At 46.2% G+C, this 25360-nt stretch carries 16 protein-coding genes, 1 pseudogene and 1 riboswitch; of the genes and pseudogenes, 3 read left to right on the top strand and 14 right to left on the bottom strand.

Annotation, left to right across the window (positions count from 1 at the left end):
- Positions 1 to 44: 44 nt before the first annotated feature.
- The 3 genes from R2083_RS03760 to fdxA are packed head-to-tail and all read right to left on the bottom strand — an operon-like array spanning position 45 to position 6612.
- Positions 45 to 3503 (bottom strand): UvrD-helicase domain-containing protein, encoded by a 3459-nt coding sequence (locus tag R2083_RS03760; protein WP_317537574.1) that lies wholly within the window; start codon positions 3501 to 3503, stop codon positions 45 to 47.
- On the bottom strand, positions 3496 to 6261 hold the full coding sequence (locus R2083_RS03755; RefSeq protein WP_317537573.1) for a PD-(D/E)XK nuclease family protein: 2766 nt from the start codon (positions 6259 to 6261) through the stop codon (positions 3496 to 3498). The genes R2083_RS03760 and R2083_RS03755 overlap by 8 nt, the downstream gene beginning before the upstream one ends.
- Before the next feature lie 27 nt (positions 6262 to 6288).
- Positions 6289 to 6612: a ferredoxin FdxA gene (gene fdxA / locus R2083_RS03750; RefSeq protein ID WP_090322684.1), complete on the bottom strand. Its 324-nt coding sequence runs from the start codon at positions 6610 to 6612 to the stop codon at positions 6289 to 6291.
- Positions 6613 to 6891: 279 nt separating this feature from the next.
- Between fdxA and R2083_RS03745 the strand changes: the two genes are divergently transcribed.
- From R2083_RS03745 to R2083_RS03735, 3 genes are all read left to right on the top strand, one after another.
- The gene (locus R2083_RS03745) at positions 6892 to 7545 is read left to right on the top strand and encodes a DUF6629 family protein (protein WP_317537572.1); all 654 of its coding nucleotides are present in this window, start codon (positions 6892 to 6894) and stop codon (positions 7543 to 7545) included.
- Between the two features lie 165 nt (positions 7546 to 7710).
- Positions 7711 to 8562 (top strand): peptidylprolyl isomerase, encoded by an 852-nt coding sequence (locus tag R2083_RS03740; protein WP_317537571.1) that lies wholly within the window; start codon positions 7711 to 7713, stop codon positions 8560 to 8562.
- Positions 8563 to 8622: 60 nt separating this feature from the next.
- On the top strand, positions 8623 to 10608 hold the full coding sequence (locus tag R2083_RS03735; RefSeq protein WP_317537570.1) for an aminotransferase class I/II-fold pyridoxal phosphate-dependent enzyme: 1986 nt from the start codon (positions 8623 to 8625) through the stop codon (positions 10606 to 10608).
- Between the two features lie 29 nt (positions 10609 to 10637).
- Here the strand turns inward: R2083_RS03735 and R2083_RS03730 are convergent, their stop codons facing one another.
- The 11 genes and pseudogenes from R2083_RS03730 to R2083_RS03685 form a co-directional block, all read right to left on the bottom strand.
- On the bottom strand, positions 10638 to 12089 hold the full coding sequence (locus tag R2083_RS03730; RefSeq protein WP_317537569.1) for a mannose-1-phosphate guanylyltransferase/mannose-6-phosphate isomerase: 1452 nt from the start codon (positions 12087 to 12089) through the stop codon (positions 10638 to 10640).
- A 474-nt stretch (positions 12090 to 12563) separates the two neighbouring features.
- Positions 12564 to 13910: a hypothetical protein gene (locus R2083_RS03725; protein WP_317537568.1), complete on the bottom strand. Its 1347-nt coding sequence runs from the start codon at positions 13908 to 13910 to the stop codon at positions 12564 to 12566.
- 105 nt (positions 13911 to 14015) lie between these two features.
- A riboswitch (cyclic di-GMP riboswitch) is annotated at positions 14016 to 14102 on the bottom strand.
- 571 nt (positions 14103 to 14673) lie between these two features.
- Positions 14674 to 14835: pseudogene (locus R2083_RS15380) on the bottom strand (transposase); the annotation flags it as partial.
- Positions 14836 to 15273: 438 nt separating this feature from the next.
- Positions 15274 to 16037 (bottom strand): IS5 family transposase gene (locus R2083_RS03720; RefSeq protein ID WP_317529838.1). Its coding sequence is split into 2 segments (ribosomal slippage): positions 15274 to 15722 and positions 15722 to 16037, totalling 765 coding nucleotides; the frame shifts between segments, so codons are not numbered across the junction.
- Positions 16038 to 16232: 195 nt separating this feature from the next.
- Entirely contained in the window at positions 16233 to 17324 is a 1092-nt protein-coding gene (locus tag R2083_RS03715; protein WP_317537567.1) for a hypothetical protein, read from the bottom strand.
- A 61-nt stretch (positions 17325 to 17385) separates the two neighbouring features.
- The gene (locus R2083_RS03710) at positions 17386 to 18504 is read right to left on the bottom strand and encodes a hypothetical protein (protein ID WP_317537566.1); all 1119 of its coding nucleotides are present in this window, start codon (positions 18502 to 18504) and stop codon (positions 17386 to 17388) included.
- 318 nt (positions 18505 to 18822) lie between these two features.
- Positions 18823 to 19668: a class I SAM-dependent methyltransferase gene (locus R2083_RS03705; protein ID WP_317537565.1), complete on the bottom strand. Its 846-nt coding sequence runs from the start codon at positions 19666 to 19668 to the stop codon at positions 18823 to 18825.
- Positions 19669 to 19859: 191 nt separating this feature from the next.
- Positions 19860 to 20555, bottom strand: a complete 696-nt coding sequence (locus tag R2083_RS03700) for a class I SAM-dependent methyltransferase (protein WP_317537564.1) — start codon at positions 20553 to 20555, stop codon at positions 19860 to 19862.
- Positions 20556 to 20713: 158 nt separating this feature from the next.
- Entirely contained in the window at positions 20714 to 21913 is a 1200-nt protein-coding gene (locus R2083_RS03695; protein WP_317537563.1) for a glycosyltransferase family 4 protein, read from the bottom strand.
- 65 nt (positions 21914 to 21978) lie between these two features.
- Positions 21979 to 23289, bottom strand: a complete 1311-nt coding sequence (locus R2083_RS03690; RefSeq protein WP_317537562.1) for a UDP-glucose/GDP-mannose dehydrogenase family protein — start codon at positions 23287 to 23289, stop codon at positions 21979 to 21981.
- Between the two features lie 55 nt (positions 23290 to 23344).
- Positions 23345 to 25342, bottom strand: coding sequence for an alginate lyase family protein (locus tag R2083_RS03685; protein WP_317537561.1), 1998 nt, complete (start codon positions 25340 to 25342; stop codon positions 23345 to 23347).
- Positions 25343 to 25360 lie beyond the last annotated feature (18 nt).

Here is a 25360-nt window from a genome sequence, read left to right as displayed (position 1 = left end):
TTTCTTGGCTTTCGACCGGGGTCATGCCAAGTTATTGTCAATTTTCACCACTCGCGCCAACCGCACATAAGAGGAAAATAAATTCCCAATTTTATGGGACGTGAATCGATTTGACGCATCAGTTTGGCGTATTGATTGAGCTGATGCTGGTAACGCATTTGTTCGCGATCAAGGAAATCCGCTAATGCCGAGCCTTCATGACTGCTTGTTTTGTAATCTATAATCCAGCGAGTACCGTTGGCATCACAGAATGTTCTATCAATTATCCAGCTCATTACTTTATCGTTGACGATACCGCTGATTCTCAATTCATTCTGTGCGAATGGCTGAGACCCCAAAATCCATTGTCCACGCTCGTCTTGAATTGCATTCGTTAAGGCCAGAATAATCCGTTCAACCGCACAAACCATGGCCTGATCATCTCCACTTATCCCGCTCGCAATTAAATTCCATGTGAATTGTTCACGCATTCCCTGAATACGCGCCGCATTCCAGTTATACATTTCATCTTCGGCAATTTTCTGCAGCCAACGGTGCACCACATTACCCACATGCCTGGCCATTTCGCTAGCCCAAGAAAATTCTATTTCTTCCTGAATTTGTTTTTTATCGCGGAATTCTTGCCATGTAACCGATTCCGGCGCATCCGGCAATACCCAGTTTGTTTTCAATCGCAAAATACTCTGGCTGACGACGGTTGCACTAATCGTATTGTTTGTTCTATTTTCTGATTGATGATTCAATGACATGGCATCATCCGTTGCCGCAGCGCTATAGATCGGCTGCACAATCGGCCACAACCGCTGCAGCAATGAACCTTGCAGTGGTTTCAATGGCGCCGCATTGCCATGATCATCCGAAGCCCCATTGACATGACCGAGCAGGTGTAAAAATTTTTTGGCGCGCGTAGCAGCTACGTACAATAAGCGATCGGTTTCAAATTGCGCCTTGTCCCGATCCAGTTTCTCCACCCACGTATAGATCGGATCAACGCCTAAGCCCGTTTCCTGAATCGGTGCAAGCAATAAATCCGGTATCGCCGCGCTCTTTTCTCCTGCGATTTGACTGTGCGGTTGTTCGATCCACCTCAACAGCTGTTTGTCATGATTACGGGAGGTTCGACCCAAACCAGGCACAATCACCGTATCAAACTCCAACCCCTTGGCTTTATGAATTGTCATAATCTGCAAAGTCTCATCAGCCTCCAGATCAGGTGATGCATACAATGCAACCAATCCTTTCTCGAAGCTTGCCAGATCCTGGATATCGCCAGCTACCTCCTGACTTTCAAGGTAATCCAGATAAATCATTGCATCATCCAGAGTATTGGCAACACCGGCACTACCGGTTGATGACGCATTAATGTACTCCGATCCTCCTAAGACATGCCAAGCTGCTTCGATTGTCACACGCAACGTCTGGCGCCGCCGGTTGATCATGCAAGGACTCAATATTTCCTTGATTCGGCGCAAGCGCACACTTGCATCGGCCGAAATACCCTGCCAACGGTTCTCATCGCAAATCAATCCCCACAAGGTGATTTCTTTGCTCATGACATTGAGATTTTTCTCAGTCAATGCCGAAATATCCCTGAGCATCAGACCGCACCACGGTGCACGCAACAGTGCGAACCATGCCACATAATCGGCCGAATTCATTAAAGCGCGGGTTAACGCCAGTAAGTCCTGTACTACAGGCTTATGACGCAACAATTCGATATCGATAGCACGAAAGCGCAGACCGGCTGCTTTGATTTGCTCAACTATTTCAGTCAAATGGCTACGATTGCGCACTAATATTGCAATAGTTCCGTCCGGATGATCATGCCGTGTGCGCAGGATAATCTCGACAACTTGCTGGGCCTCTGCTGCATCATTTCTTTCCAGAAAAGGATAAATATTCACCGCATGATCCGTCAGCATGCCACGTGTAGCAACTGAAGGCGTATACACCACTGCGCCCGTCGCAATATCTTCGCATTCCGGCATGATGTGGGCAAAAGTGGCATTGACCCAATCCATGATGCCTTGTTGCGAGCGGAAATTGGCGTTGAGTGTAAGCGGTTGCAAAATCAGCGTACCGATCCCTGCATTTCGCGCTTGCAAAAAGAGCCCTACTTCCGCTTCACGGAAACGGTAAATGGATTGCATCGGGTCGCCGACGGCAAAAAAACTACGCCCATCACCCGCTTCCCACCCGGCAACAAGTTTTTCGATCAAGGCAAACTGACTGATGGAAATATCCTGAAATTCGTCAATCATTAAGTGCTTGATGCGGTAATCCAATGCCAATGCAAGATCGGTTGGCGATTCGGCATCACCCAGCGCCAGCAATGCACGCTGCGCCACTTCGGCAAAATCGACTTTGCCATTGATTTGAAAAATAACTTTAAGTTGCGCCACGGCAAAGGGTAACAATCGCGTAATCGCACCCAGTATTTCCCACTGCTTACCGGAATAATACGGTGGCGGCAGTTGACGTATATCGTGTAATACTTCGCGCAGAACGTCATATGGTGACAGTGAATTGATCAAATTCTGCAGACGGTTTTTCCATGCCTTGGCTTCATCTTTCTCAGCTTTGGTATTACCCGATGGGAACCCCTCTTTCTCGGAAATTCTTTTACGCCAATCACCCTTTTGCGTCAGCAATAATTCAGCAATGCTCCGCCAATGTTCAACATCTGCTATTGATAATACATCCAATTGATCACAAAGTTCGGTTTCAGGCGATTTGCCGGATGCGTTAAGATTCGTGGCGGCATAGCGCAATAATGCCAGCAACTCATTGTGCAGCGCCTCTGGGAATAGCCGGAAAACAAATTGCAATGCATGATTACGGGAATTTTGCAGCGACAATTCCAGTTCTTCACGCGCTTTTCCATGCAAATGGCGCAACCAATGATCGCGCCGCGCCAGCATATCGGCCAGCAATGCTTCAATCCGCGCCATATCGTTGTCCAAATGCTCGAGCAAGCGCTCAACGTCGTGTGCAATCGTATGATTTTGCTCAACGGAAGCCAGCGTAGCGCGCGCCGCTTCCAAATAATAATCCGCAGCATCCTCAATGGTCTCGGGTTGCGCGCCAAATTCCGACAATATCGGCATTTGCCGTGTCAATGCCGCGCACAGCGAATCAATGGTCTGTATCCGCAACCGCTCGGGATTCTCGGCGATATGCCAACCGGCCTGCCGATTCCGTTGCAACACGGCTACCGACAATTCACGATTCAGTTGTTCATGCGCAGTTCCGGTATCGAGAGGTTCATCATCAATTTCCAGCGCGGCCAGAACCCGCGCACGCATTTCCGCCGCTGCTTTCCGGGTGAACGTAATCGCTACGATCTCTTCCGGCGCATCGGCACAAGCCAGCAATTTGAGATAGCGTTGAATCAGCAGCGCGGTTTTACCCGAACCCGCCGGTGCTTGCACGATAAATGATTGGGCTGGATCCAGTGCGCAGAGGCGTTCATCGGCATCGGGGATAGGTACGGAATCAGTCATTTTCACTACCCTGCGTAATCGCATGCTCGCCAATCCGCTCGTGAATCCGGCAAAACAATTGCAGGTCGCAGTATTCGCATGTAACCGGATACTGTTTGGGGTCCACTTTGGCATCGCCACTGCAGAAACCCGCCGCCAGATTCGTCAAATGCTGCCGCCACGCTGCAATCAGATCTTCCCATGTGGCAAATTGCTTACATCCATTCACTTGCGAAAAAGCTTTCACACCAGGCAACAGCTCCGGATCTCGCACAATCGCCGCGAACCCCATTTCACCTCGCTTCACTGCGGCAAATGCAACGCCCACGGCATCCTGCTGCGCTTTTGTCATCACCAGATACAAAGGCAGTTGCGGTTCGTCCGGACGTTCGCCAATCATGCTTTGAGCCGTCTGTTTTCTGGTCTTGTAATCGATGATGATATGTTGACCGCCGGTCAATTCGTCAACCCGGTCGAGACGGGCATTCAAGACCAGATCACCCACCTGGATGGAAAGTTTTTCCTCGACTGCAATCACGGTGAAATGATCCCGTTTCTTTTCTTCGTTCAACCATTCGCGCACCAAACGCACCAAGCGCCGTTGTTCGATCTGCGCAAAACGCTTTGAAAGCGCCATCGGTCTTGCTTGCTGCATCTCCGCAACAGCTTCTTTGGCAATGCGCTCCAGCATGCCATCGAGATCATAATCAGCCATGGCCTCCAGCGCTTCCTTGGTTTTCAATTGCCGCCAAAGGTGCGCCAAAACTTGATGCACCAGCACTCCCCGTTCCATTGCATTTAAACCGGTATGCGGCACCTCCAGATTTACGATACGCAACCGGTGCCTGGCCCAGGCACGAAATGGGCAAGCGGCATAATCCTTGAGCACCGATGTGCCGCCTTTAATGCCCTGTCCGGCCACCTCCGTATCCAGTGGCGGCGCTTGATCGTCCTCGATCCGCTCCAACTCACATGATTGGATAATCCGGTCGCGATGCTGTTCCAGCGCGAGAAAAACCGGTTTACTTGCCGTTATCGATTGAATCAGCGGGCTGGGTTTTAATTCGTGCCCGTCACGATCGTCACTGAATTTGGGATAACTCAGAATGACTTCTCCAGCCGCGGACAACCATCCCTGCGTCAATCGCCGGCAATAGGCCAATGATTCCTGCACGGAGCCCAGCGGCAATTGCGCATTGCGTTGCAATTCCAACGGCAGAAACGGATTTGGGCGAGCACGTAACGGCCATTGCTCGTCTGACAACCCCATGACCCATAGATGATCAAATTCCATTCCCGCCGCCTCCAGCACACCCAGAATTTGGATCGGCACATCCGGTGTTTCAGGCTGAAACAAAGTATCGCTTGCGATTCGTTTTAAACGGCCAATCGCTTCAGTGAAGCTCGTTTTAGCAACGACATGATCCAGCGTGGCAAAATCTGCAACGAGCGCATGCCATTTCTCGAATGTCTGATACTCAATGGAATCCAGGCTGCGTTCTCCGGGAAACCCCACAATCTCCAGAACTTTCAGGAAAACTTGAGCAAAAATGGAGTGGCTTCCGGATTGGGGTAGCTGGGTTTGACGGAATTCCATCAATGCGGACAAACACCGGAGTAAAACCGGACAGCTCGTTTGTCCGCCTGCTTGTGTCGCAAGCGCGAATAGACGTTCCAATGTGATCATCGGCTCGGCATTGCGGCGAATGCGCGCATCCAGCAATGCACGCTGTTCCATCTCGGCTTTGCCGCCTGCCAGAAAAGGGGATCGCAACCAGTGACTCACACGGTGAAACGCTAGCGACTGATCCAACAAAGCCAGACTCACCAAAGCCCCATCGATTAATGGATAAGCCGTTAGCGCCAAACCCAAAGACACATTGAATGGCGCCACCGGCCGGGTTGCACCTGGCAAAGCAAAACGGATATCCGGATGCATCACCGTAGCGAAAGTACGCATCAGCATGTTGCGATAACTGGATAATGCCGGTACGACGATACCGACTCGGACAGCATGATCCGCTCCGGCTATTTTGGATCGCGCCCACAGAGCCGCCTGATGAATCTCGTCACGGCTGCCGGGATATTCCATACGGCGCATTGCGCCACAAGATTGCGGGGATTGCACCGGTAAAGCGGCAACTGATATCTCACAACCGGCTGCGGCCAGTTTTCTTAAAAAAGCATTTTGTTGCGGCGTAAAAATATCAAAGCCACAACAAATGAGTGACGGCGGTTTTTTTATATCGAAGGATTCATACTGTTCAGTAATCAGATCCGTAATGCGCGCGCGATCCGTCTGCCCATTACGCTTCGTTATTTCCTGATACGCCGAAGCCCAATCGAGAAACGCTCTACCATCCTCATTGGGATAACCATCACCCAGATGATCCGTGATTTGCCAGGCATGCGCCAGTTGCCAGGCTTCCCGAGCCAATTGCGCTGTTTGTGCAATCCTCAGTAACGTTTTTCCAGTTACTGAGGATCGAATGATCGATTCCCATAGCACCTGTTCCTGCGCGGCCGACAGTAACAAGGGCAATCTGAGCGATTGCGCGGCATAGAGCGCATCAAGGTAAATACGCTCAATCAAAGCAGTCAAAGGCAAGACATCAACCGAATACCAAACCGCCATGTTACGGCCGATTTGGTCTTGATCGAATTTCTCTTTAAGCGCTAATGCAAGCCTCCGGTTCGGTGTAACAACCGTAGCTCCGGCATCGATGCGCTTAAAAACCTCAGTAAGGGGGACTTGCGGGAATTGCGAGGAATCAGACATGCGGTATCAGATTACCGCCATTTCTGTTTAGCGCTTCAGATGATCCAGCTTATCTTTAACACTAGCCCAATCATCCGCGTCAGGCAATGGGTCTTTTTTCTCGATAATCGGACGCCACTTTTTAGACAAATCCGCATTCAGATCGATGAAATGTACTTGTTCATCAGGCACGTCATCTTCCGCATAAATCGCTTCCACCGGACATTCCGCGACACACAATGTGCAATCGATACACTCATCGGGATCGATAACTAAAAAATTGGGGCCTTCACGAAAACAATCCACCGGGCACACATCCACACAATCTGTATATTTGCATTTAATGCAATTTTCAGTTACTACATAAGCCATAACAACTCTTCCTTGCTTGACACTTTTATAGAATTTCGCATTTTAACAGAATTCTGATAAACAACGCCATCCTCGAAAACGATGTTCATTAACGTCGCCCATATTAATCTCATCGATTCATTCAAGAAATAGATATTTCTTGGCGAAACATCGCTATCGCACAGTTGCCGCAATTTATTACTAGACTAAATCCGATTAACTCGGTTAAGGTGCTAAAAGGTGCCACACTTCATTAACAAACAAATCCAGTAAACTAAAAATAAAAGTCCGTTCATCAGCATGTGTTTTTCAGCAGAAGCCAGTTTTATTGTCAGCGGGACTCTTTTTGTTGTCGGTATAACCACCATCCGGAAAACCGTTTATTCCAAAGATCTTCCAGTAGCCTTGATTCCGCTCATTTTTGCTACTCAGCAGCTGGTGGAAGGATTGCTCTGGCTCTCTCTATCCCATAACGGCACTGCACAATCGCAATTCTGGTTGAGTAATATTTTTGGCGTGTTCATCGGCATTATCTGGCCGCTGTTCGCGCCTTTCGCCGTTTACCAAGCGGAAACCGACAGCATTCGCAAAAAAATCATCGCTTGCACCGGTATAGCGGGCCTTGGACTTGCGGTCTATACTGCCGCTGGCCTGGTCAACGAACCGATCGCCGCGGAAATTATCCATCACAGCATCCACTACAAACACCACGTCGGTAGCCACCAGTTGGTTATTACTTTATATTTGCTGGCTACTTGCGCACCGTTCATTTTTTCCAGCTATAAACATCTATATTCTGCCGGCATCATCATCACCATCGGGTTCTTCGTCGCTTATTTCACTTATCTCGAAACTTTTGCCTCGGTTTGGTGTTTTTTCGCGGCGATCGCCAGTGCGCTTATTTATTTTTACTTTGCACATCGCATTAAAAAACCGCTAATTCCCATATCCTAGCATGCACTCCTATACACAGAACCGCGGCTTTTCTATAAAAAACAATTGCTTCACATTCCAGTCTGTCAGTAAAATCCAGATTTAAACCCAATAATTTTTATCATCATGCGCATCTCTCGAATTTATTATAAAGCTGCGTTCATCTGCCTGCTGTTCTTATCACCTATGGCACAAGCGAATTCCGTGGCTTGTTTCACCAGCAGCATGGGGCAATTTTGTATCGAGCTTTTTGAAACACAGACACCAATTACTACCGCAAACTTTCTCAAGTACATCGATAGCGATGCTTATACAAACGGAATTTTTCATCGCAGCATTCCCGGCTTTGTTATCCAAGGCGGCGGCTTCAAGGTTGTCGATGGCACCAGCGGAGAATCGCTGGTAGCTGTCAATACCTTTTCTCCGATTATTAATGAATTCAAGATTTCCAATACGCGCGGCACAGTCGCCATGGCAAAACTGGGCGGTAACCCCAACAGTGCAACCAGCCAATGGTTCGTCAATCTGGCTGACAATTCCGCCAATCTGGATTATCAGAATGGCGGCTTTACGGTATTCGGGCGCGTTATTTTCGATGGCATGACCGTTTTCGATGCGATTGCAAAGCTGCCCGTAAGAAACCTGGGAGGCAGTCTTACTAACGCACCGCTCAAAGATTTTGACGGCGTTCACGCCGCACTGAGCAATCTGGTAAAGATCGATCGCGTGGAAGTCACGGATGCAACCGGTATATTCAGTGACAGTAATTTAAGTTTTGCCGTGGATATCGGAACCGGTCAGATGTATCACGTCAGCCTGCAGCTGGTCAGCGACAACCCTTCTTACGTGTTTCAACTCGATCCGGCTAGTGTTGTGCCCTTGTCCGTCAGTCCCGGCAATATCGCCACGCTCTCAAACAGTACTAGCCAGTTGCAGATCCCGTCGGTTATGATCGGTGCTTCTTCTGTGGTTAAAAATGTTGTGCTGCAATTGACGGACGCTGAATTATACAAATTCACTTTGTTAAGCTTTGAATAAAAATCAGGTTGCTGCACCGCCACTCGAATCCAGCCTGCTCAATCCGGTAGACCGCACTTCATGAAAAAACCAGTCAGCCGGATCCTGCTCATCAACGATGAGAAATTGATTCTGAAAGAATTCACCAAAGGGCTGAACGCTGCCGCCAAATCGATGGAGAATCCCTTGGGCATCGTATTCTCCGGCGTCACTACGGCCCAAGAAGCGCTCCAATCCATTGAACAAGATGGCGATATTCAGGGGTTGGTGGTCGATGACCGGCTCTATACCTTAAAGCATCAAGGTAAACATGCACGCGATCTCGATCTGCAAATGACCGCGCTTGAGCTGGTGCAGAAAATCACCCATTTTCGCCCCGAACTCAATATTTACATCCTGATCGCGCAAGAACAAGAGGATGAGGTTGTCGATGCACTTTTTTCCGAAACGGTCGATGGGTATTTTTACCGCGAAGAACGCGATTACCGTGGCATGTACCGCATTCTGAATGCCCAGTTGCAGGAAAAAGCGCGCACGCCTTTCTATGACCAACTCAAGCATTATGTGCTGATGGCCAAGGATGCCTGGCATACGCCGGGGCACTCCTCCGGTGACTCCTTGCGCGACAGTCCCTGGGTCAGCGATTTTTATGAATTCATCGGTGAGCATATCTTCCGCGCGGATCTATCGGTCTCGGTGCCGATGCTGGATTCCTTGATGGAACCCGCCGGGGTGATCGCGGAAGCGCAGAAAATTGCCGCCAAAGCTTTTGGCGCGCGCCGGACATTTTTTGCCACAAATGGTACTTCGACGGCCAATAAGGTCATTTTCCAAACGCTGCTGGCTCCCGGCAACAAGTTGTTGCTGGATCGCAATTGCCATAAGTCCGTGCATCATGGCGTAGTGTTGTCCGGTGCGCACCCGGTTTATCTGGATTCTTCCGTCAATAAGAAATTCAATATTTACGGGCCGGTAGCCAAGCAAACTCTGTTCAAGGCGATTGAAGAACACAGCGATGCGCAGGCGCTGATCTTAACCAACTGCACCTACGATGGCTTACGTTATGACTTACCGCCGATTATTGAAGCGGCGCATGCCAAAGGGATTAAAGTAATCATCGACGAAGCTTGGTATGGTTTTGCCCGGTTCCATCCGGCTTTCCGTCCTACTGCATTGGAAGCCGGTGCGGATTATGCCACCCAAAGCACGCACAAGGTACTATCGGCGTTCTCACAATCCAGCATGATTCATGTCAACGATCCCGATTTCAACGAACATTTGTTCCGCGAAAACTTCAACATGCATACTTCCACGAGTCCGCAGTACAGCATGATTGCGAGTCTCGATGTGGCGCGAAAGCAGGCTATGCTGGAGGGATATAAACTGCTGTCACGCACATTGGAACTGGCGCAAGAAATACGCGCGCAAATCAATTCCACCGGCGTATTTCAGGTTCTGGAACTGCCCGATCTGCTACCGGATGAAATCAAACTCGATGACATTCAACTCGATCCCACCAAAGTAACGGTGGATATTTCGCGTTGTGGATTCACCGTTGAAGAATTAATCCGGGAATTATTTGAGCGCTTCAATATCCAGGTGGAAAAATCCACTTTCAACACGCTCACTCTGCTGCTTACCATCGGCACCACCCGCAGCAAAGTATCGCGGTTATACGATGCCTTGATGCGCATTTCCCGTGAAAACCGCGCGCCGCAACGGCTTTATCAAACGGCAGAGATTCCACGGTTCACCGAGTTGAAGTATCTCCCGCGTGACGCATTTTATTGTGGAGGTGAACTGATGCCGCTATTGGATGAACAAGACAAGGTCAATTCAAGTCTTAATGGCCGGGTATGCGCGGATCAGATCACGCCTTACCCGCCCGGTATTCCTGTGCTGGTTCCCGGGCAAGTGATTACTCAGGCTATCACACAATATTTGATCAGTATGTTACGTTCGCAAAAACACATCGAAGTGCATGGCATAGTCTTCGATGGCTATTTGCCGTGCTTAAGGCTATTGACTAATGCTGAAGAAGAAACACTAAAACAATTGGATAGATAACTTATCAGCGCATATAAGAACAAGCTCTATTAATGCTCTTTCCGTCCATAAATATCTTCAAACCGGACAATATCGTCTTCCCCCAGATACGAACCGGATTGAATTTCAATCATTTCCAGCGGCACGCAACCGGGATTTTCTAAACGATGACTCGTACCCAATGGAATATAAGTCGACTCATTCTCCGAGACCAAATACACGTCTTTGTTTCGCGTAACCCGAGCCGTACCCCGCACCACAACCCAGTGTTCGGCGCGATGATGGTGCATTTGCAGAGATAGGGCCGCACCGGGTTTGACCACAATACGTTTCACTTGAAAACGTTCACCGACATCGATTCCGTCATACCAGCCCCATGGACGGAACACTTTACGATGCAATTTTCCTTCCGGGCGGCCTTGCTGTTTCAACATATCGACAACCAATTTCACGTCTTGTGTTTTGTCTTTATGCACAACCAATACAGCATCCGGAGTTTCAACAACGATCACATTTTCGATACCGACACAGGTAACCAAACGGCTTTCGGAAATGGCCAGGGTATTTTTGCAATCATTTAATAATACATCCCCCTTCGCTACGTTGCCCGCGTCATCTTTGGGAAGCACTTGCCACAATGAGCTCCACGCACCGATGTCAGACCATCCGGCTGTCAGCGGAATGACTACACCACCTGGCAAGTCACTTTCCTGCCGAGCAATTCTCTCCATGACTGCATAGTCGATCGAATCACTTGGGCATTGCTCAAAAGCTTGCTTATCGACACGGAGAAAATCACCATCTGCCGATCCCTGATCCCAAGCAGCTTGGCAAGCCGTTAAAATATCCGACCGGCATTTGCCAATGGCGGACAGCCATACCGAGGCCCGCATCATGAACAATCCGCTGTTCCAGAGATAATTACCCGCATCTAGATAAGTTTGCGCAGTCGGCAGATCCGGTTTTTCGACAAAACGCGCAATATGGTAAGCAGTTTTGCCCTGCTCGATTAACTCGCCCGATTGGATATAACCATACCCGGTTTCAGGAGCGTCAGGTGTTATCCCAAAAGTGACAATCCTGCCATCCATTGCTTGTGACATACCTGCTAAAACAGCAGCCTGAAATGATTCCACATCCATAATCACATGATCGGACGGCATGACCAATAAAATGGGATCATCCCCTTCCCGTAGGGTTGCGAGCGCAGCTAATGTTAATGCAGGAGCAGTATTGCGCCCGAAGGGTTCAAGCAGAATACTCCCTTTTCTATCCATGACTCGTAATTGCTCAGCAATGACGAAACGATATTCTTCATTGCACACAACCATCGGTACATTTAATTGCACGCCACTTAATCCATCCATACGCCGGACAGTGGCTTGCAGCAAAGAATCCTCGTTTATTAATGGCAATAACTGCTTGGGATATTTCTCACGTGACAGAGGCCAAAGGCGGGTGCCCGAGCCACCGGATAAGATGATAGGTGTTAATGTATTCATTCAAGGATAAAGATACCGAGCGTTTTCTAACTCACACTCATTTAACTTATTAATTTATAAAATTTTTTCTCTTGCAATATATCATATACTTATTTCTCGTGGATTATGCCATTAAGATTTCGATATAGGGACTTAATAACTGTTGTGATTCTACTGGATCCTTGGGTAATTTATTCGAGCACTGGAACCGAGATAAGAATTATATTAAACAAAAATTTGATTTGCTGATACTTGTTTTGAGCAGCAAATTGGAAGAATCCAGCAATTAACATCCTAAATGGCCTACTTTATACGATTTGTACTTTAATTATCGAATTGAAAAGACTATAAATGCAAACAGCTCGATTAATTTCCGCCAGAAATATATTCCGGCGGATTTGATCGCTGAAAAAAGATATTAAATAACACACTTATCTAAAATCAAGTAGCACTTACTGCTGAAATTAACTTAACACATGGTAAATCAATATCCCACTAATAAGTTACCAATGTTGCAGTGCTTGCCGCGGATAAATTTTCTGCAGCATCAAATGCTCTTACTGTATAACTGTAAAGAGCCCCTTTAGCACTACCCATAATAGTATCTCTAAAACTTGTCGCAGTAGTGGTTACACCGATATTAGTCCCATTTCTATATATTTTATATCCCGCAACAGCTACATTATCTGAGGACTTGCTCCAAGATAGTGCAACTCCGGAAGCAGTTCCATAATTGGATAGTTTTGATGCTAATGAAGCTGGCACTGTAGGAGCAACAGTATCAAAATTAAGGCAAGACACTCCGTCACCGCACGGAAAACCATTCCATATCTCCAATCCTGTTATGTGATTGTCTACTGACACATGACCGCCACTATACGGATTGCTCACAAAAATCCGGGTTATAGGAAGATTATAATCACCCATATTTGGGCCGTGGTAATCCGCTATCACTTCACCATCGACGGCTGCCCAGAAGCGTCCATCAGTGCCACTTGACCGGTGCCAGTAAACCTCAAATTTAAACCATTTATCTATCGGCACTGGAACAATATGATTATCTTCACGCCAGTAATCGACCCTGGTGGGGAATACGCCGCCCACATTATCACCCTTTGTCATCCAGTAGAGCTTGCCATCAGCTCCTTTCATTACAGTCACGCTCATCCGATAATCACCCTCTCCTGTGTTATTGTACCCCCCTGTCTTGAGTGAGAATTGTGTCCGCCAATTCGCAGATGAAACTGTATTGTCCAGTTGTGTCTCCAGATCAGCTTGATATTTAAACCAGTAAGTAATATACAAGTCTTTAACATCACCAATCGTCCATGGTCTTTGAATCAACAACGGCGCCTGTGAACCAGCTCGTCCCAATTCACCGGTTATTTTCACTTGTTGAAAAAGTTCATTAACCGCCCCACCTTTTGGTCCTGTTACCGATCGAATTTGACTGCTAATGTAATTTCCGATCGTTGAAGACGTAATAGGATCGACAGTAATCAGTTGCACACCTGAGAAATTTGAGCCCAAAGCAGAAACCGGCCACATATATCCGGTTTCTTTATCGGTGCCATTGATCATCTGATATGCTCCGTGAGCTGAGAAGTTATATGGCGCTCCGAGAGAAACACCAGAACCTAAATTAGATTTAAAAAGCAGAGAAGCTGCATAAGCTGCCGGGGTCACAAAGCTCAATGCAGTCAGTAGCAATAGCATAATAATAAATACCATGTTAACGCCACGCCGTGCAAAGCAATTAGCATTAGCTCTCTCTACATGTAACTGCCTTATAACTAAAGCCAAAAAACTGCTGGCTTGTAATGCTTGATTATTAGTGCTCATATAATGTTCCTCCTTAGAGTTAAAGGATGGAACTGCATGGATACGCTTCAAAGTTATTTCGTTCGGTAATCATCAATATAACGTGGTAAATAAGCGAGTAACGTACCTGGCAGTCCTGCCATCCTGGGGCATTTGCCCTTTAGATCAGTGACTTTGCGTCCCCTGCTTTCGCAGAGTTTGCCTTTTTCATGTTGCGATACTAATTCAGCATAAACCGTGCCAATAGTAATCGCTGAATTGACACGCAAAAACCACCACAGATAATCAGTCAGTCCTGAATAAATCATAACGATATGATTTAAATTTGAATATCGCTCGCATGTAATGGTTTTGTTTGCAAGAAATCAATAAAATACCGGTAATTTCTTACAAATTTCTGAGGATGTATAGCACCAAAACGAGCTATAGTCGTAAGCTCGTAACCTCCCGCAAGCTCCCGTAAGCTCCCGTAAGCTCCCCCATCAAGTAGACAAAGTCCGATAGAGATTCGGAACCCGGGTTAACCGTGGCATGAACTGCACCGGCGGGGTGTCGCCCAATGCTTCATTGCGGACGGTTTTCGTTATAATTAATGCCACTGGTCAGTGATGGTTTGAACCTGCTCGAGATAGGCAAAAAGAGCGCATCAAGTACCTTAGCCCGGTCAATCCGTTAAAGCGTCCGATAAAGGCATTCTGGCTTGCACCAACTGCTTGGTTACTTCGCACCTGATCGCTGCATTCTCCAGCGCCAAACTGCATACATGCGTTTGAGCTTGGCATTCTCAGCCTCCATCCACGTAATCGCTGTAGCTCGCCGACACCTGTACGCCTGAGTACTTGCCCTTCCACTGGCAGTACGTGGCGTAACTAACACCGTGCTTGCAACACGACTCAACCACCGGTATACCAGCTGTGCCTTCTTTCAGTACCGCAACGATCTGACATCCTGTAAATCTCGGTTATCAGAAGGTTTCGAAATTCTACTGAACTTTTTCTACACACAGAGGGAATTTACGGTTGTGTAAGCTCAAAAAGATTGACTAAATTGAGCGCCTATAATCAATATCATACGACTAATCGAGAACCCATTGACATATCGTGTCATTAGTTAACAAATAATGTCACTGTAGTGGCTTCGAGAATCAGACTCAAACTTGGGAAAAGTTATTGTTCCGAATTTTCCATTAGGTAATTTTGCTAATGTAAGCTGTAAGAAAACCTGAACAATTCATAGATTCAAGGTTTAGAGGTGGAGTTGCTCCATCCCAGCATGCCGTGGGACTAAACAGCTAGATCTGTGAGAAAAAATAAAAATCTACCTGTCATTTGATTTTCTTTCAAAATTGTTTAGCGATAAGTTGACCCAGTCAAGCTAGGGTCTGTTAACACAATCTGATTGCTTCGACGATGAGAGCGAAGTGGATAAAGGAGATGAAGACGACATCGAGCTTATCGAACCTGGAGAAGATGCGGCGAAATCCCTTGAGCCTTCTGAACAATCGTTCGATCTCGTTGCGTTTTTTGTACATGGCACGGTTGTATTCCCAGGGTGACAAGCGATTTGCTTTGGGCGGAACAACCGGGATGTAACCCAAATCTAGTGCCAGTTGCCGGGTTTGGTCGCCCTCATAAGCACGATCCATCAGCAGGTAGGTGGGCGTATTGACGGGACCGAGGGAAAGCAAAAGCTGCCTGCCCTCTGGCGCATCGTGGGCGTGACCGGGCGAGAGGGCAAAGCCTATGGTTGTTCTGGAATCTGCGGCAACCAGATGAATTTTGGTGGTCCATCCACCTCGAGATTTTCCGATGGATTGGGGGCCGTTTTTTTTAACGCACCCGTACCGTCGGGATGGACTTTGATGCTGGTGCTGTCCAGCGAAACAGTTTCAATACGGATACGGATGATTTGCTGATGCTGAAGTTGCCCAAATACATGGCTCAGTACACCACTCTTTGCCCAGCGATTCATGCGGGTATAGATGGTATGCCAGTTGCCGAATCGCTTGGGCAGTCCTCGCCACTTGCAGCCATGCTCGGCAACGTAAAGAATGGCATTGAGAACTTGCAGATTGGAATGGCTGACGTTGCCACGCTGACGCGGCAGGCAGTGCTCGATCTGTTGATATTGAGTTTCGGTGATTTCCATCACCAAATTATATCAAATAGCGTTAACAGGCCCTAGTCTGTTTCATTGACTTCAACAACACTGCTAAGCCTCATAAGAGCTTGAATAATGCCAGCCCTCATAATACTCAATGCTTATTTTAATCAACCTTTCTGTAAACAGTACTGAGTTTTCTTACAAGTAAGTCCACTTCGCTTATCTGACCACTACAGGACACTATTCACCGATAGTCAGATATACTTTTGACCCCCTACTATAACAAGACTCACCCTCTCCACAAGGGAAGCCATTCCATATCTCCAATCCGGTAATGTGATTATCCACTGACACATGACCACCACTATATGGATTGCTCACAAAAATCCGGGTTATAGGAAGATTGTAATCACCCATATTTGGCCCATGGTAATCCGCTATCACTTTGCCATCGACGGCTGCCCAGAAGCGTCCATCAGTACCACCTGACCGGTGCCAGTAAACTTCAAATTTAAACCATTTATCTACCGGCACTGAAACAGCACGGTTTTCTACTTGCCAATAATCAACTCTGGTGGGAAATACACCGCCAGCATTATCACCCTTTGTCATCCAATAGAGCTTGCCATCGAGCCCTTTCAGCACGGTCACACTCATTCGATAATCACCTTCTCCAGTGTTATTGTATCCCCCAGTTTTGAGTGTGAATTGTGACCGCCAATTTGCGGATGAAACTGTATTATCCAGTTGTGTCTCTAAGTTAGCTTGATATCTGAACCAGTAGGTAATATACAAATCATTGACATCACCTATCGTCCATGGCCTTCTAATCAACAACGGTGCTTGCGAGCCTGCTCGACCCAGCCCGCCGGTTATTTTCACTTGCTGATAAAGCTCATTAACCGCTTCACCATATGGCCCTGTTACCGATCTGATCTCGCCACTGATGTAATCTCCAATCGTCGAAGGAGTAATAGGATCAACAGTAATCAATTGCACACCCGAGAAATTGGCACCCAAAGCAGATACCGGCCAGCTATAGCCAGTTTCCTTGTCCGTACCGGTAATATCTTGGTAAGCCCCTTTAGTGGCAAAACCATACGGTGTCCCGAGTGATATACCAGCGCCAAAGTTAGATTTAAATAGTAAGTCGGCTGCACGAGCAAATGGAGTAAAAAAACCGGAAACAGTAAACAGCAACAGTGCGAATATCCCTATGCCTGTACCGAATTGGATAAAGGAGTTTGTATCGGATTGTTTATGTGGTGACTCTCCACTTGCCAATGTCACACAATTCTTAACTAATTGTAATGTCTTAGCATTGATACGCATGTGGCCTTCTCAGTATGATCGAGTTCTATTTCTTAAGGAATGAAAAAGATTGACTGTTTTTTTATTTTAAATAGCATGACACTCCTTCACCGCACGGAAAACCACTCCATATTTCCAGACCTGTTGTCCGAGATTCAACCGGCGCATAACCACCACTGTATGAATCATTAATAAAAATGCGAGTTATGGGAAGACCATAGTCCCCCATATTGGGTCCACGATAATCGGCAATCACTTTACCATTAACAGCTGCCCAGAATCGCCCATCGATATCGGCAGACCGGTGCCAATAAACTTCAAATCTAAACCATTGATCAATAGGCACCGGAACGACACGATTCTCTTCTCGCCAATAATCAACTCTGGTGGAAAATGCACCCCCAAGATTATCGCCCTTTGTAAGCCAATAAAGCTTGCCATCGGTTCCCTCCATCACAGTTACACTCATTCGATAATCACCATCTCCGGCAACATTTTTGTATCCTCCTGTCTTGAGTGAAAATTGTGTTCGCCAATTCGCGGATGAAACTCCACTTTCCAACTTTGAGATCAGGTCTGGCTGATACTTAAACCAGTAGGTAATATACAAATCGTTTATATCTCCGATTGTCCAAGGTCTTCTAATCATCAATGGCGCTTGTGAACCCGCTTGCCCCAATGATCCTTTTATTTTTACAGTTTGGACAAGCTCATTTTTCCCGGTTGCTTCGGGAATCGGTCTGATTTCATTGGTTATATAATTATCGATGGTTTCAGGGGTGATAGGATCAATAGTAATCAGTTGAACGCCAGAAAATTCTGCGCCTAGCGCTTTGACTGGCCAGCTAAACCCTGTTTCCCTATCAGTTCCCATGAGGTCCTGCCATGCGCTTTTAGTTCCGAACGAACGTGGCGGCCCGAGAGAAACACCGGCACCAAATCTCGACCAAAATAGTAAAGTAGCGGTTCGGCTTGGAGTGGTGGTGGTTGTAGTGGTGGTGGTGGTTGTGGTTTCCGCAGAAGTTGTCCCGTTTGCAGTAATGCCACTCGGAGCATAAAGCAACAGTAATACAAATAACATCAGAACCGTATTTAGCTTTTTAGCGCAATCCGCTTTCGTCTGATTTATCTTCGACGCATCAGCGACAGGTGCCGATAAAATTCCAGTGGTTGCTTGCCATGCAAGGTAATCAAAACTCATCTTTGGTTTCTCCTTATTTAGATACTTGTATACAATTAATAATAGACAGGGGGAAAAATCATTATTAATCAATAGCACAACACTTGTCTATTATTAAACTAAGTCAGAAGCTTCATCGCAATTCACAATGAAATCTCTCTATTCAAGACTTGACAAGGCAAGTTGCGTGAATCTTGCCCTGGAACTTAATAGTATTTTGCTGGTGGAAATTACGGAATGAACCCTTTTACAGCTTCCTCTCGAAATTACTAGCAACGATGATCGATCATAAGAATTAACTGAAATTACTTCCAATGAAGAAAAATACTGGTGAACTGATCACACAGGCCGCATATGGACCCATAAATGCCATCCAAGCGCCCGCTCGAATGGTAGCCAATGCACCGGCAACGGTGGTGCATGCATAAACTGTTTATAAGAACTTACAATTTTGAAATTTGGAAAATCCTTCTCGACTTCTTGTAAATCATACACTTTCGCGTAAGGATTTAACGGACCATCCGTGTTCCTGTGAATAAAATTATCCATGTCAAGATAGCGAAACAACCCCATGGCGCGAGCATTAGCAACATGCTGACCATAGATCGAATTTGGCTCCGGATTCATGCAATATAGCGCTAACAAACCCAATCTACGTACAATGCTGATAGAAACAAGATAATTGAGCGACCATTTTGCATAAAGCATGACGATTAACTCTCCATCAGGTTTCAGGATACGATGAATTTCTCTTTGAGCCGAGAGAATATCCGGCACATGATGTAAAACGCCATGACTGAATACAATATCGAAACTATTATCCTCAAAAGGAGCTTGCAAAATACTTCCTTGTTTGATCGACTGATAGGGTAGCTGCCGCAAGGAAAAACGTGTTTGCACTCTGGCGACAGATTCCGCAGTAAGATCGAGTCCAGACCAAAGCGCGCCACGTTTTACGATCTGCTCCGAATCGGCGCCTTGCCCCAATCCAATCTCAAGAACCTGTTTACCTTTGAAATCAATATTGTCCAGGCATCGCAGAATATGAGCTTCCTTAGTGTATCTAAACTTATCATAGTCAGTAAAGAATGCTTCATAATCCCCGCGGCGTTGTTCGAGACCACCAACTTGCCAATCCCCACAAGGATTACGGTTCCAGAAATCCTGAATATCTGATTCATTCATATTACTTCTCCATATGTTTTGCAATCATTTAATCACTTGATGAGTATAGTGCTGGATAGCTATCTTGACTTATAATTATCTGAAGTTATTACTGATTTTTTTCTTATATTGAATATCGAAAATTAATATCGATTACAGAATTTCTGAGACAAGAAAGAAACAATCAAAAATAATCATAGTAAAAATATAAGCTATTCGGCCAAAACGATTAGTGAATAGCCTCCCAAGATCCTAACAGCAAGATCATTATTTACGGAAAAAAACAATTTTCTTGGTATCTTTAATAAATTTGCTTTCCACCCTCTATTTGGCAGCTCTACAGAACTATTTGTGTAAAAATAATCAACAATTTGGTATCCAGTATCCTTTAGTGTTTCTAATGCAGTCTCTTTTGTAAAATAATGAATATGCCCGACTGATTTTCTATGCTTAATAATCGGAGAGGAGCGAAGAACAGTTTGAACAGATAGATCAAGTGGAATATGAAAAATTTTGTATTTAGCTTTTGTTTTTAATTTCCTCAAGAAGCCAAAATAATCTTCTACATGCTCGAACACATCAATTGCCATAACGATATCGAAATAATTCGCGTCGTCCTCTAATAGATTGGCAAGCTTGAAAGTCAAATTGTGCTTTGATTTCTGTGCACATAGTTCAAATGCTTGCGGTGAGATTTCATAACCAAAAAACTCTTTCTTATTATCATAATGTTCTGATAATTTATTTAGTATTTCACCCGCTCCACATCCAATCTCGCAAATTTTACTTGGATTAAGAGAGTTTCTTTCTATAATCTTTTGTATCTGCAGTGCTTTCCATGGCGAATCTTCTTCATGCCATGTCGGATTATTCTCATGATATGTACCATCATTATAAATTTGAGTCATGATTTTCTCTCATTCTTTATTCCTAAAAATAATTAAGTCTTAAGGTAACTCAATCTCCGCAGCCACACTACCCATTTCAAGCTTGATTTGAAATCACCTTCATTTTGCGACCCGATAAGTCCATGAAGATACCCTCAAGTTTTAATTCATCGAAATCCTTATCTAACGAATATCGCATCATAAGCTGCCAACAACTTTGGCGCTTCATATTGCCATTCCAATTCATTCCTCACACGATTGCGACCGAATTCCCCCATCTGCTTCCGTAACTCGGGATCATCCAGCAGTTGCACTATCCTCAGTGCCAAATCAACTGGATCATTTTTCTTCGCATATAGCGATGCATCTTGTGCAGAGACTCGGCCTTCGGTGAGATCGAATTGAACGATGGGCTTACCCAGTGCCATGTACTCCATGATCTTATTCATAGTGGATTTATCATTCATCTCGTTGGCGACATCTGGATTCACACAGATATCGGCGGTGTTGAGCATTTCTAGCAGCTCCTGGTCAGGCACTCGTCCAGTAAACGTTATGAATTCACTGATTCCTAGATCGATAGCCATTTGTTTCATTTCATCGAGAGATGTGCCGCCGCCGACCAATCCAAAATGTACATCGGAACGGCCCAAGTCCTTGATCAAGTAGCGCGCTGCTTGCAACAACAAGTCAATTCCTTCTTGCGCACCCATTACACCAACATAACCGACTAAATACTGCCTTCCGTGTTTAAGCTGTTGCTTTGGCGGCAAGGTACGCAAACGATCCAATTTAGGTCCGCTACGCACCACAAAAACTTTAGCCGGATCCATTCCGCCACGCTCAATAGCAATCTTTTTGTAGGATTCGTTAGTTGCGATAGAGATATCTGCGGTTGTGAAAGTCCAGCGTTCAAACAACACCATTAGTCTATAAAAAAAATCACGCCGTCCGAACTTAGCTTCATAGAGTTCCGGATTGATATCATGATGGTCAAACAGAAATTTCTTACGCAGAAACAACTTGAAAAAACCACCGATCAGAAATAGCAAATCCGGCGGATTGCATGCATGAATCACATCAAATCCCTGAGAAAACTGCACTTTCCAGGCAAGCCGGAAGGTATGAAATAAAGCCACAGAGTACTCAATCAAGTACCCTTTTGCACCTTCGGCTTCAAACGGTAAGTGATAGCGATAAATATGAATTCCATCTATGACTTCATATTCCTTTTCATAACCTTTACCCGTAGGGCATATGATGGAAACCACATAACCGTTGTCATGCAGTGTTGTCGCTTCCTGCCATACCCGGCGATCGAAAGGGGAAGGAAGATTCTCGACTAAAATGAGAACTCGACGCGCGTTAGTATCTGACATAACTTTTGCCTGAAGCTGTGAGAATAATGGTTACACCTTTTTCGTCCAGAATTCACCCTCTCGTATTACCAGCAAATTCCGTCATATTGATCTCCACTTAACTTAGGTACTATCCGGACCAGATCCACCACCACTTGTTCTGGCTTTATTTCATCCGGCACACTACGAAACTCCGCGGCACCATTACCGATGACAATCGTTTGTGCGAAATTGAGCACTTCATCCATTGAAGAAGCCATTAATTTAGAAATATGCGGAATATGATTCAAAATATAATCCTGATTCGCGCCAGTCAGTGCCGCCAGATTCACATTTTTATCATATAACTTAAGTTCATATCCTTTGCCAATAAGATATTCGATGACTTCAACCAGAGGCGATTCGCGTAAATCATCGGTACCCGCTTTAAAAGAAAATCCCAGAATACCGATTTTTTTGTTCCCTTTTTCGACGATCATTTTGATACCTTTCTCAATCTGCCGTTGATTCGACGGCAGAATGGCATTAATGAGCGGCAAATCCATATCCAAACTCTTGCCTTTATACATCAAAGCGCGCACATCCTTGGGCAGGCATGAACCGCCAAAAGCAAATCCAGGCTTCATGTAATAGGGAGACAGATTCAGTTTGGTATCCTGGCAGAAAATTTCCATCACTTTGTGGCCATCAATACCTTCTGCTTTGCAGAGATTGCCGATTTCATTGGCAAATGCCACTTTGACCGCATGCCAGGTGTTATCGGCATATTTAGCCATCTCTGCCGTTTCCACTTCGGTGCGAATAAGCGGTGCGGTCATTTTTGCATACAATTGCATCAGTAATTCGCCAGCCTTGCTGTCCGTTTCGCCGATCACGGTTTTGGGTGGATTGTAATAATCAAATACGGCCGTACCTTCGCGCAAAAATTCCGGATTGTTGCATACTCCGAAATCGACCCCCGCTTTCTTTCCGGAATAGGATTCCAATGCCGGAATCACGACGGTACGCATTGAGCCCGGCAGCATCGTGCTGCGTGCCACGACCACATGAAAAGCGCTTTTTTCCTTAAGCGCCGCGCCAATTTGTTCGCATACTTTGCGGACATGACTTAAATCCAGATTGCCATTCAGTTGTGAGGGCGTTCCAACGCAAACCATTGAAATATCGGAATTGATAACTGCATCACGCACGTCTAAAGTTGCTCGCAGTACATTATTTTTAGCCGCTGCAGCAATCATTTCCCCGATATCTTTCTCGACAATCGGTGATACGCCTTGATTGATCAAATCAACTTTCGTTTTGTTGGGATCGACCCCGATCACAGAATGTCCATCCGTAGCCAGGCACCCGGCAGAAACAGTCCCCACATACCCCAAACCGAATATACTTATCTTCATGTGACTCCTTTAATTCATTGATCAGAATCTGTTTTCTTAATCCGCTCGCAAAATTCTAGGTATCATAACCCGCTAGAATTCGTAAAATGGTCAATCTTCTAGTGGTACCGGTAATCTTTTCCCGCCACGTCACCGTTGGCGCCGGCACTTTTTCATCAAAGCTACGTGACACCCAGCCGGACGGCGGTTCATCTTCGCCACGCATCAATTCCGGCTGGCAATCACAATCCGGCATCGTCATTTCCATACTGACATTGGCCACAGTTGCTTGTACCTTGCCGGATTCAATCCGTACTTCGCACATTTCGGCAAAATGCCAATTAAGTTCAATGGTATGCTCCTTCGCACATTCAAGAATATCCTCCACCCTGATGATTCCCTCATTTTTCAGGAACTCTATCTTTCTGCGGTGAATGACCGGATCGGACAAACGCGCATAGCCATCGTGGCTAGCGATCAGGCAATCTCGATTCTGATCGTTTTCCCAGATCTCACAGCAGGCATTCGCCTTACGCAACCACATGAAATTGCCGCCGGATTCGGATTGATCCACCCCATCCACTCTCACTGTATTGTGCGCCGAAGTACCGCGGAAATAATCACGCCACTTCTTCTGTGTATGAAATGCATAAGTTCCGGGATCAACCAATAACGCATGACCTGCAACCGATAAAGTAAATGACAAAGCATCAGCATGCCCATGCGCGGCAATGGAAAGATATCCGAGCGGCCCCGCATCGGCTACGATACGGATTTCATCGGCGGTGTCGAGTTGACTACCGAGAATAAAGTAACCGCCATCGCGAAATTCCCGCGGCAAAGTTGATTGATTCTCGTCAGATGCCATTGAATCGAATCGGCTCCCGGCATCTTTACCCAACAACCAGCAACTCTTATCATCGAAGCGCTCCGCTTTGACTTTAAAATCAGGCCGATTGAACAATACCGCGCCGGTAGCCAGCAACGAACGGTAAACACTCCAATTAGGTTCCTTGCTCCAATGCACCATCAAGGCGCCATCGGCATCGCCAATCATCGGAACAGCACCCGTAATATCCATAAGAGACGCAATAAACTCCAGCATGCGCTCAAGCCGGGCGATGAAATTCTGAGAAAAATCGATACCGTTTGCCCTACCTATAATCCAGCAAATGAGCATCATGTCGATGAATTCGTGCTGATAATAGATCGCTTGTTCACGATTCACTCCATCAGCATTATTCTGCTTAATTGCTTCGGCTTCGAGCTCAGTGTAAGCCTGCCGCTGCCAGCGGCGGCTCTCCGTCCAGTAAGGCCAGGTAGTAGCCGCCACCAATAATCCCATCAACTCACCGAAAAGATGATTGTTAGCCGATGAGTGCCGCGACAGATAACCCGCGATAAATTGACTGTGCTGGTAGATACTATCCAGCCAACGGCGCTTAAATTGTTGCCCGCTTTCTGAAATAAACAAAGGATTATGCTCGCCACCCAGCAAATGCCAAGTGAACGACCAATTCACAAGCCGTATGGCAAGTTCTAGCGAGCTGGTCCAGTTCACCCCGAACGGATAAGGACATTGATCAAACCATGATTCAAGCAGGATTTGCACACCCTCTGCGTAACGCACATCACCGCTCAAGTGATAAGCTTGCGCGAGCGTAGTCAGATGAAGATGACGGTTGGACTCCCAAAGGTATTTGATATCGCCGACCAATCGCTCGTCGCGATAATCCAGTGTTTTACCAAAAACAAGCGGCGCTTCGATACCTGTCTTGGGATCACGATTCCATTTGGGCGGGAAACCTAGTTGCGCATTATGCAAGGCAAAAACATCATAATAACCGGCAAGCACCCGGTCTGCTGCATCACAATATAACCCGGAATCCATACTGCGTGGAAGCGGATTTAGCCAAGCGTTACCGGCACGGGAACAATCCGGTGATGGAAACCGCTGGTCCGAGCGAGCAGTGAACAGTTCCGTTTTAGTCTGGATAGCCTGACGGATGCGATAACCGATTTCCGGCAATCCCATTGTACGCAAACGATTAAACTTCCAAGCTAGGTTACTCATGTTCAATGAAATAATTAT

The organism is Nitrosomonas sp. Is35, from assembly GCF_033063295.1.
Taxonomy (GTDB): domain Bacteria; phylum Pseudomonadota; class Gammaproteobacteria; order Burkholderiales; family Nitrosomonadaceae; genus Nitrosomonas.
Note: the sequence above shows the minus strand (reverse complement) of the source record. Positions and strands in the feature narration are given on the sequence as shown.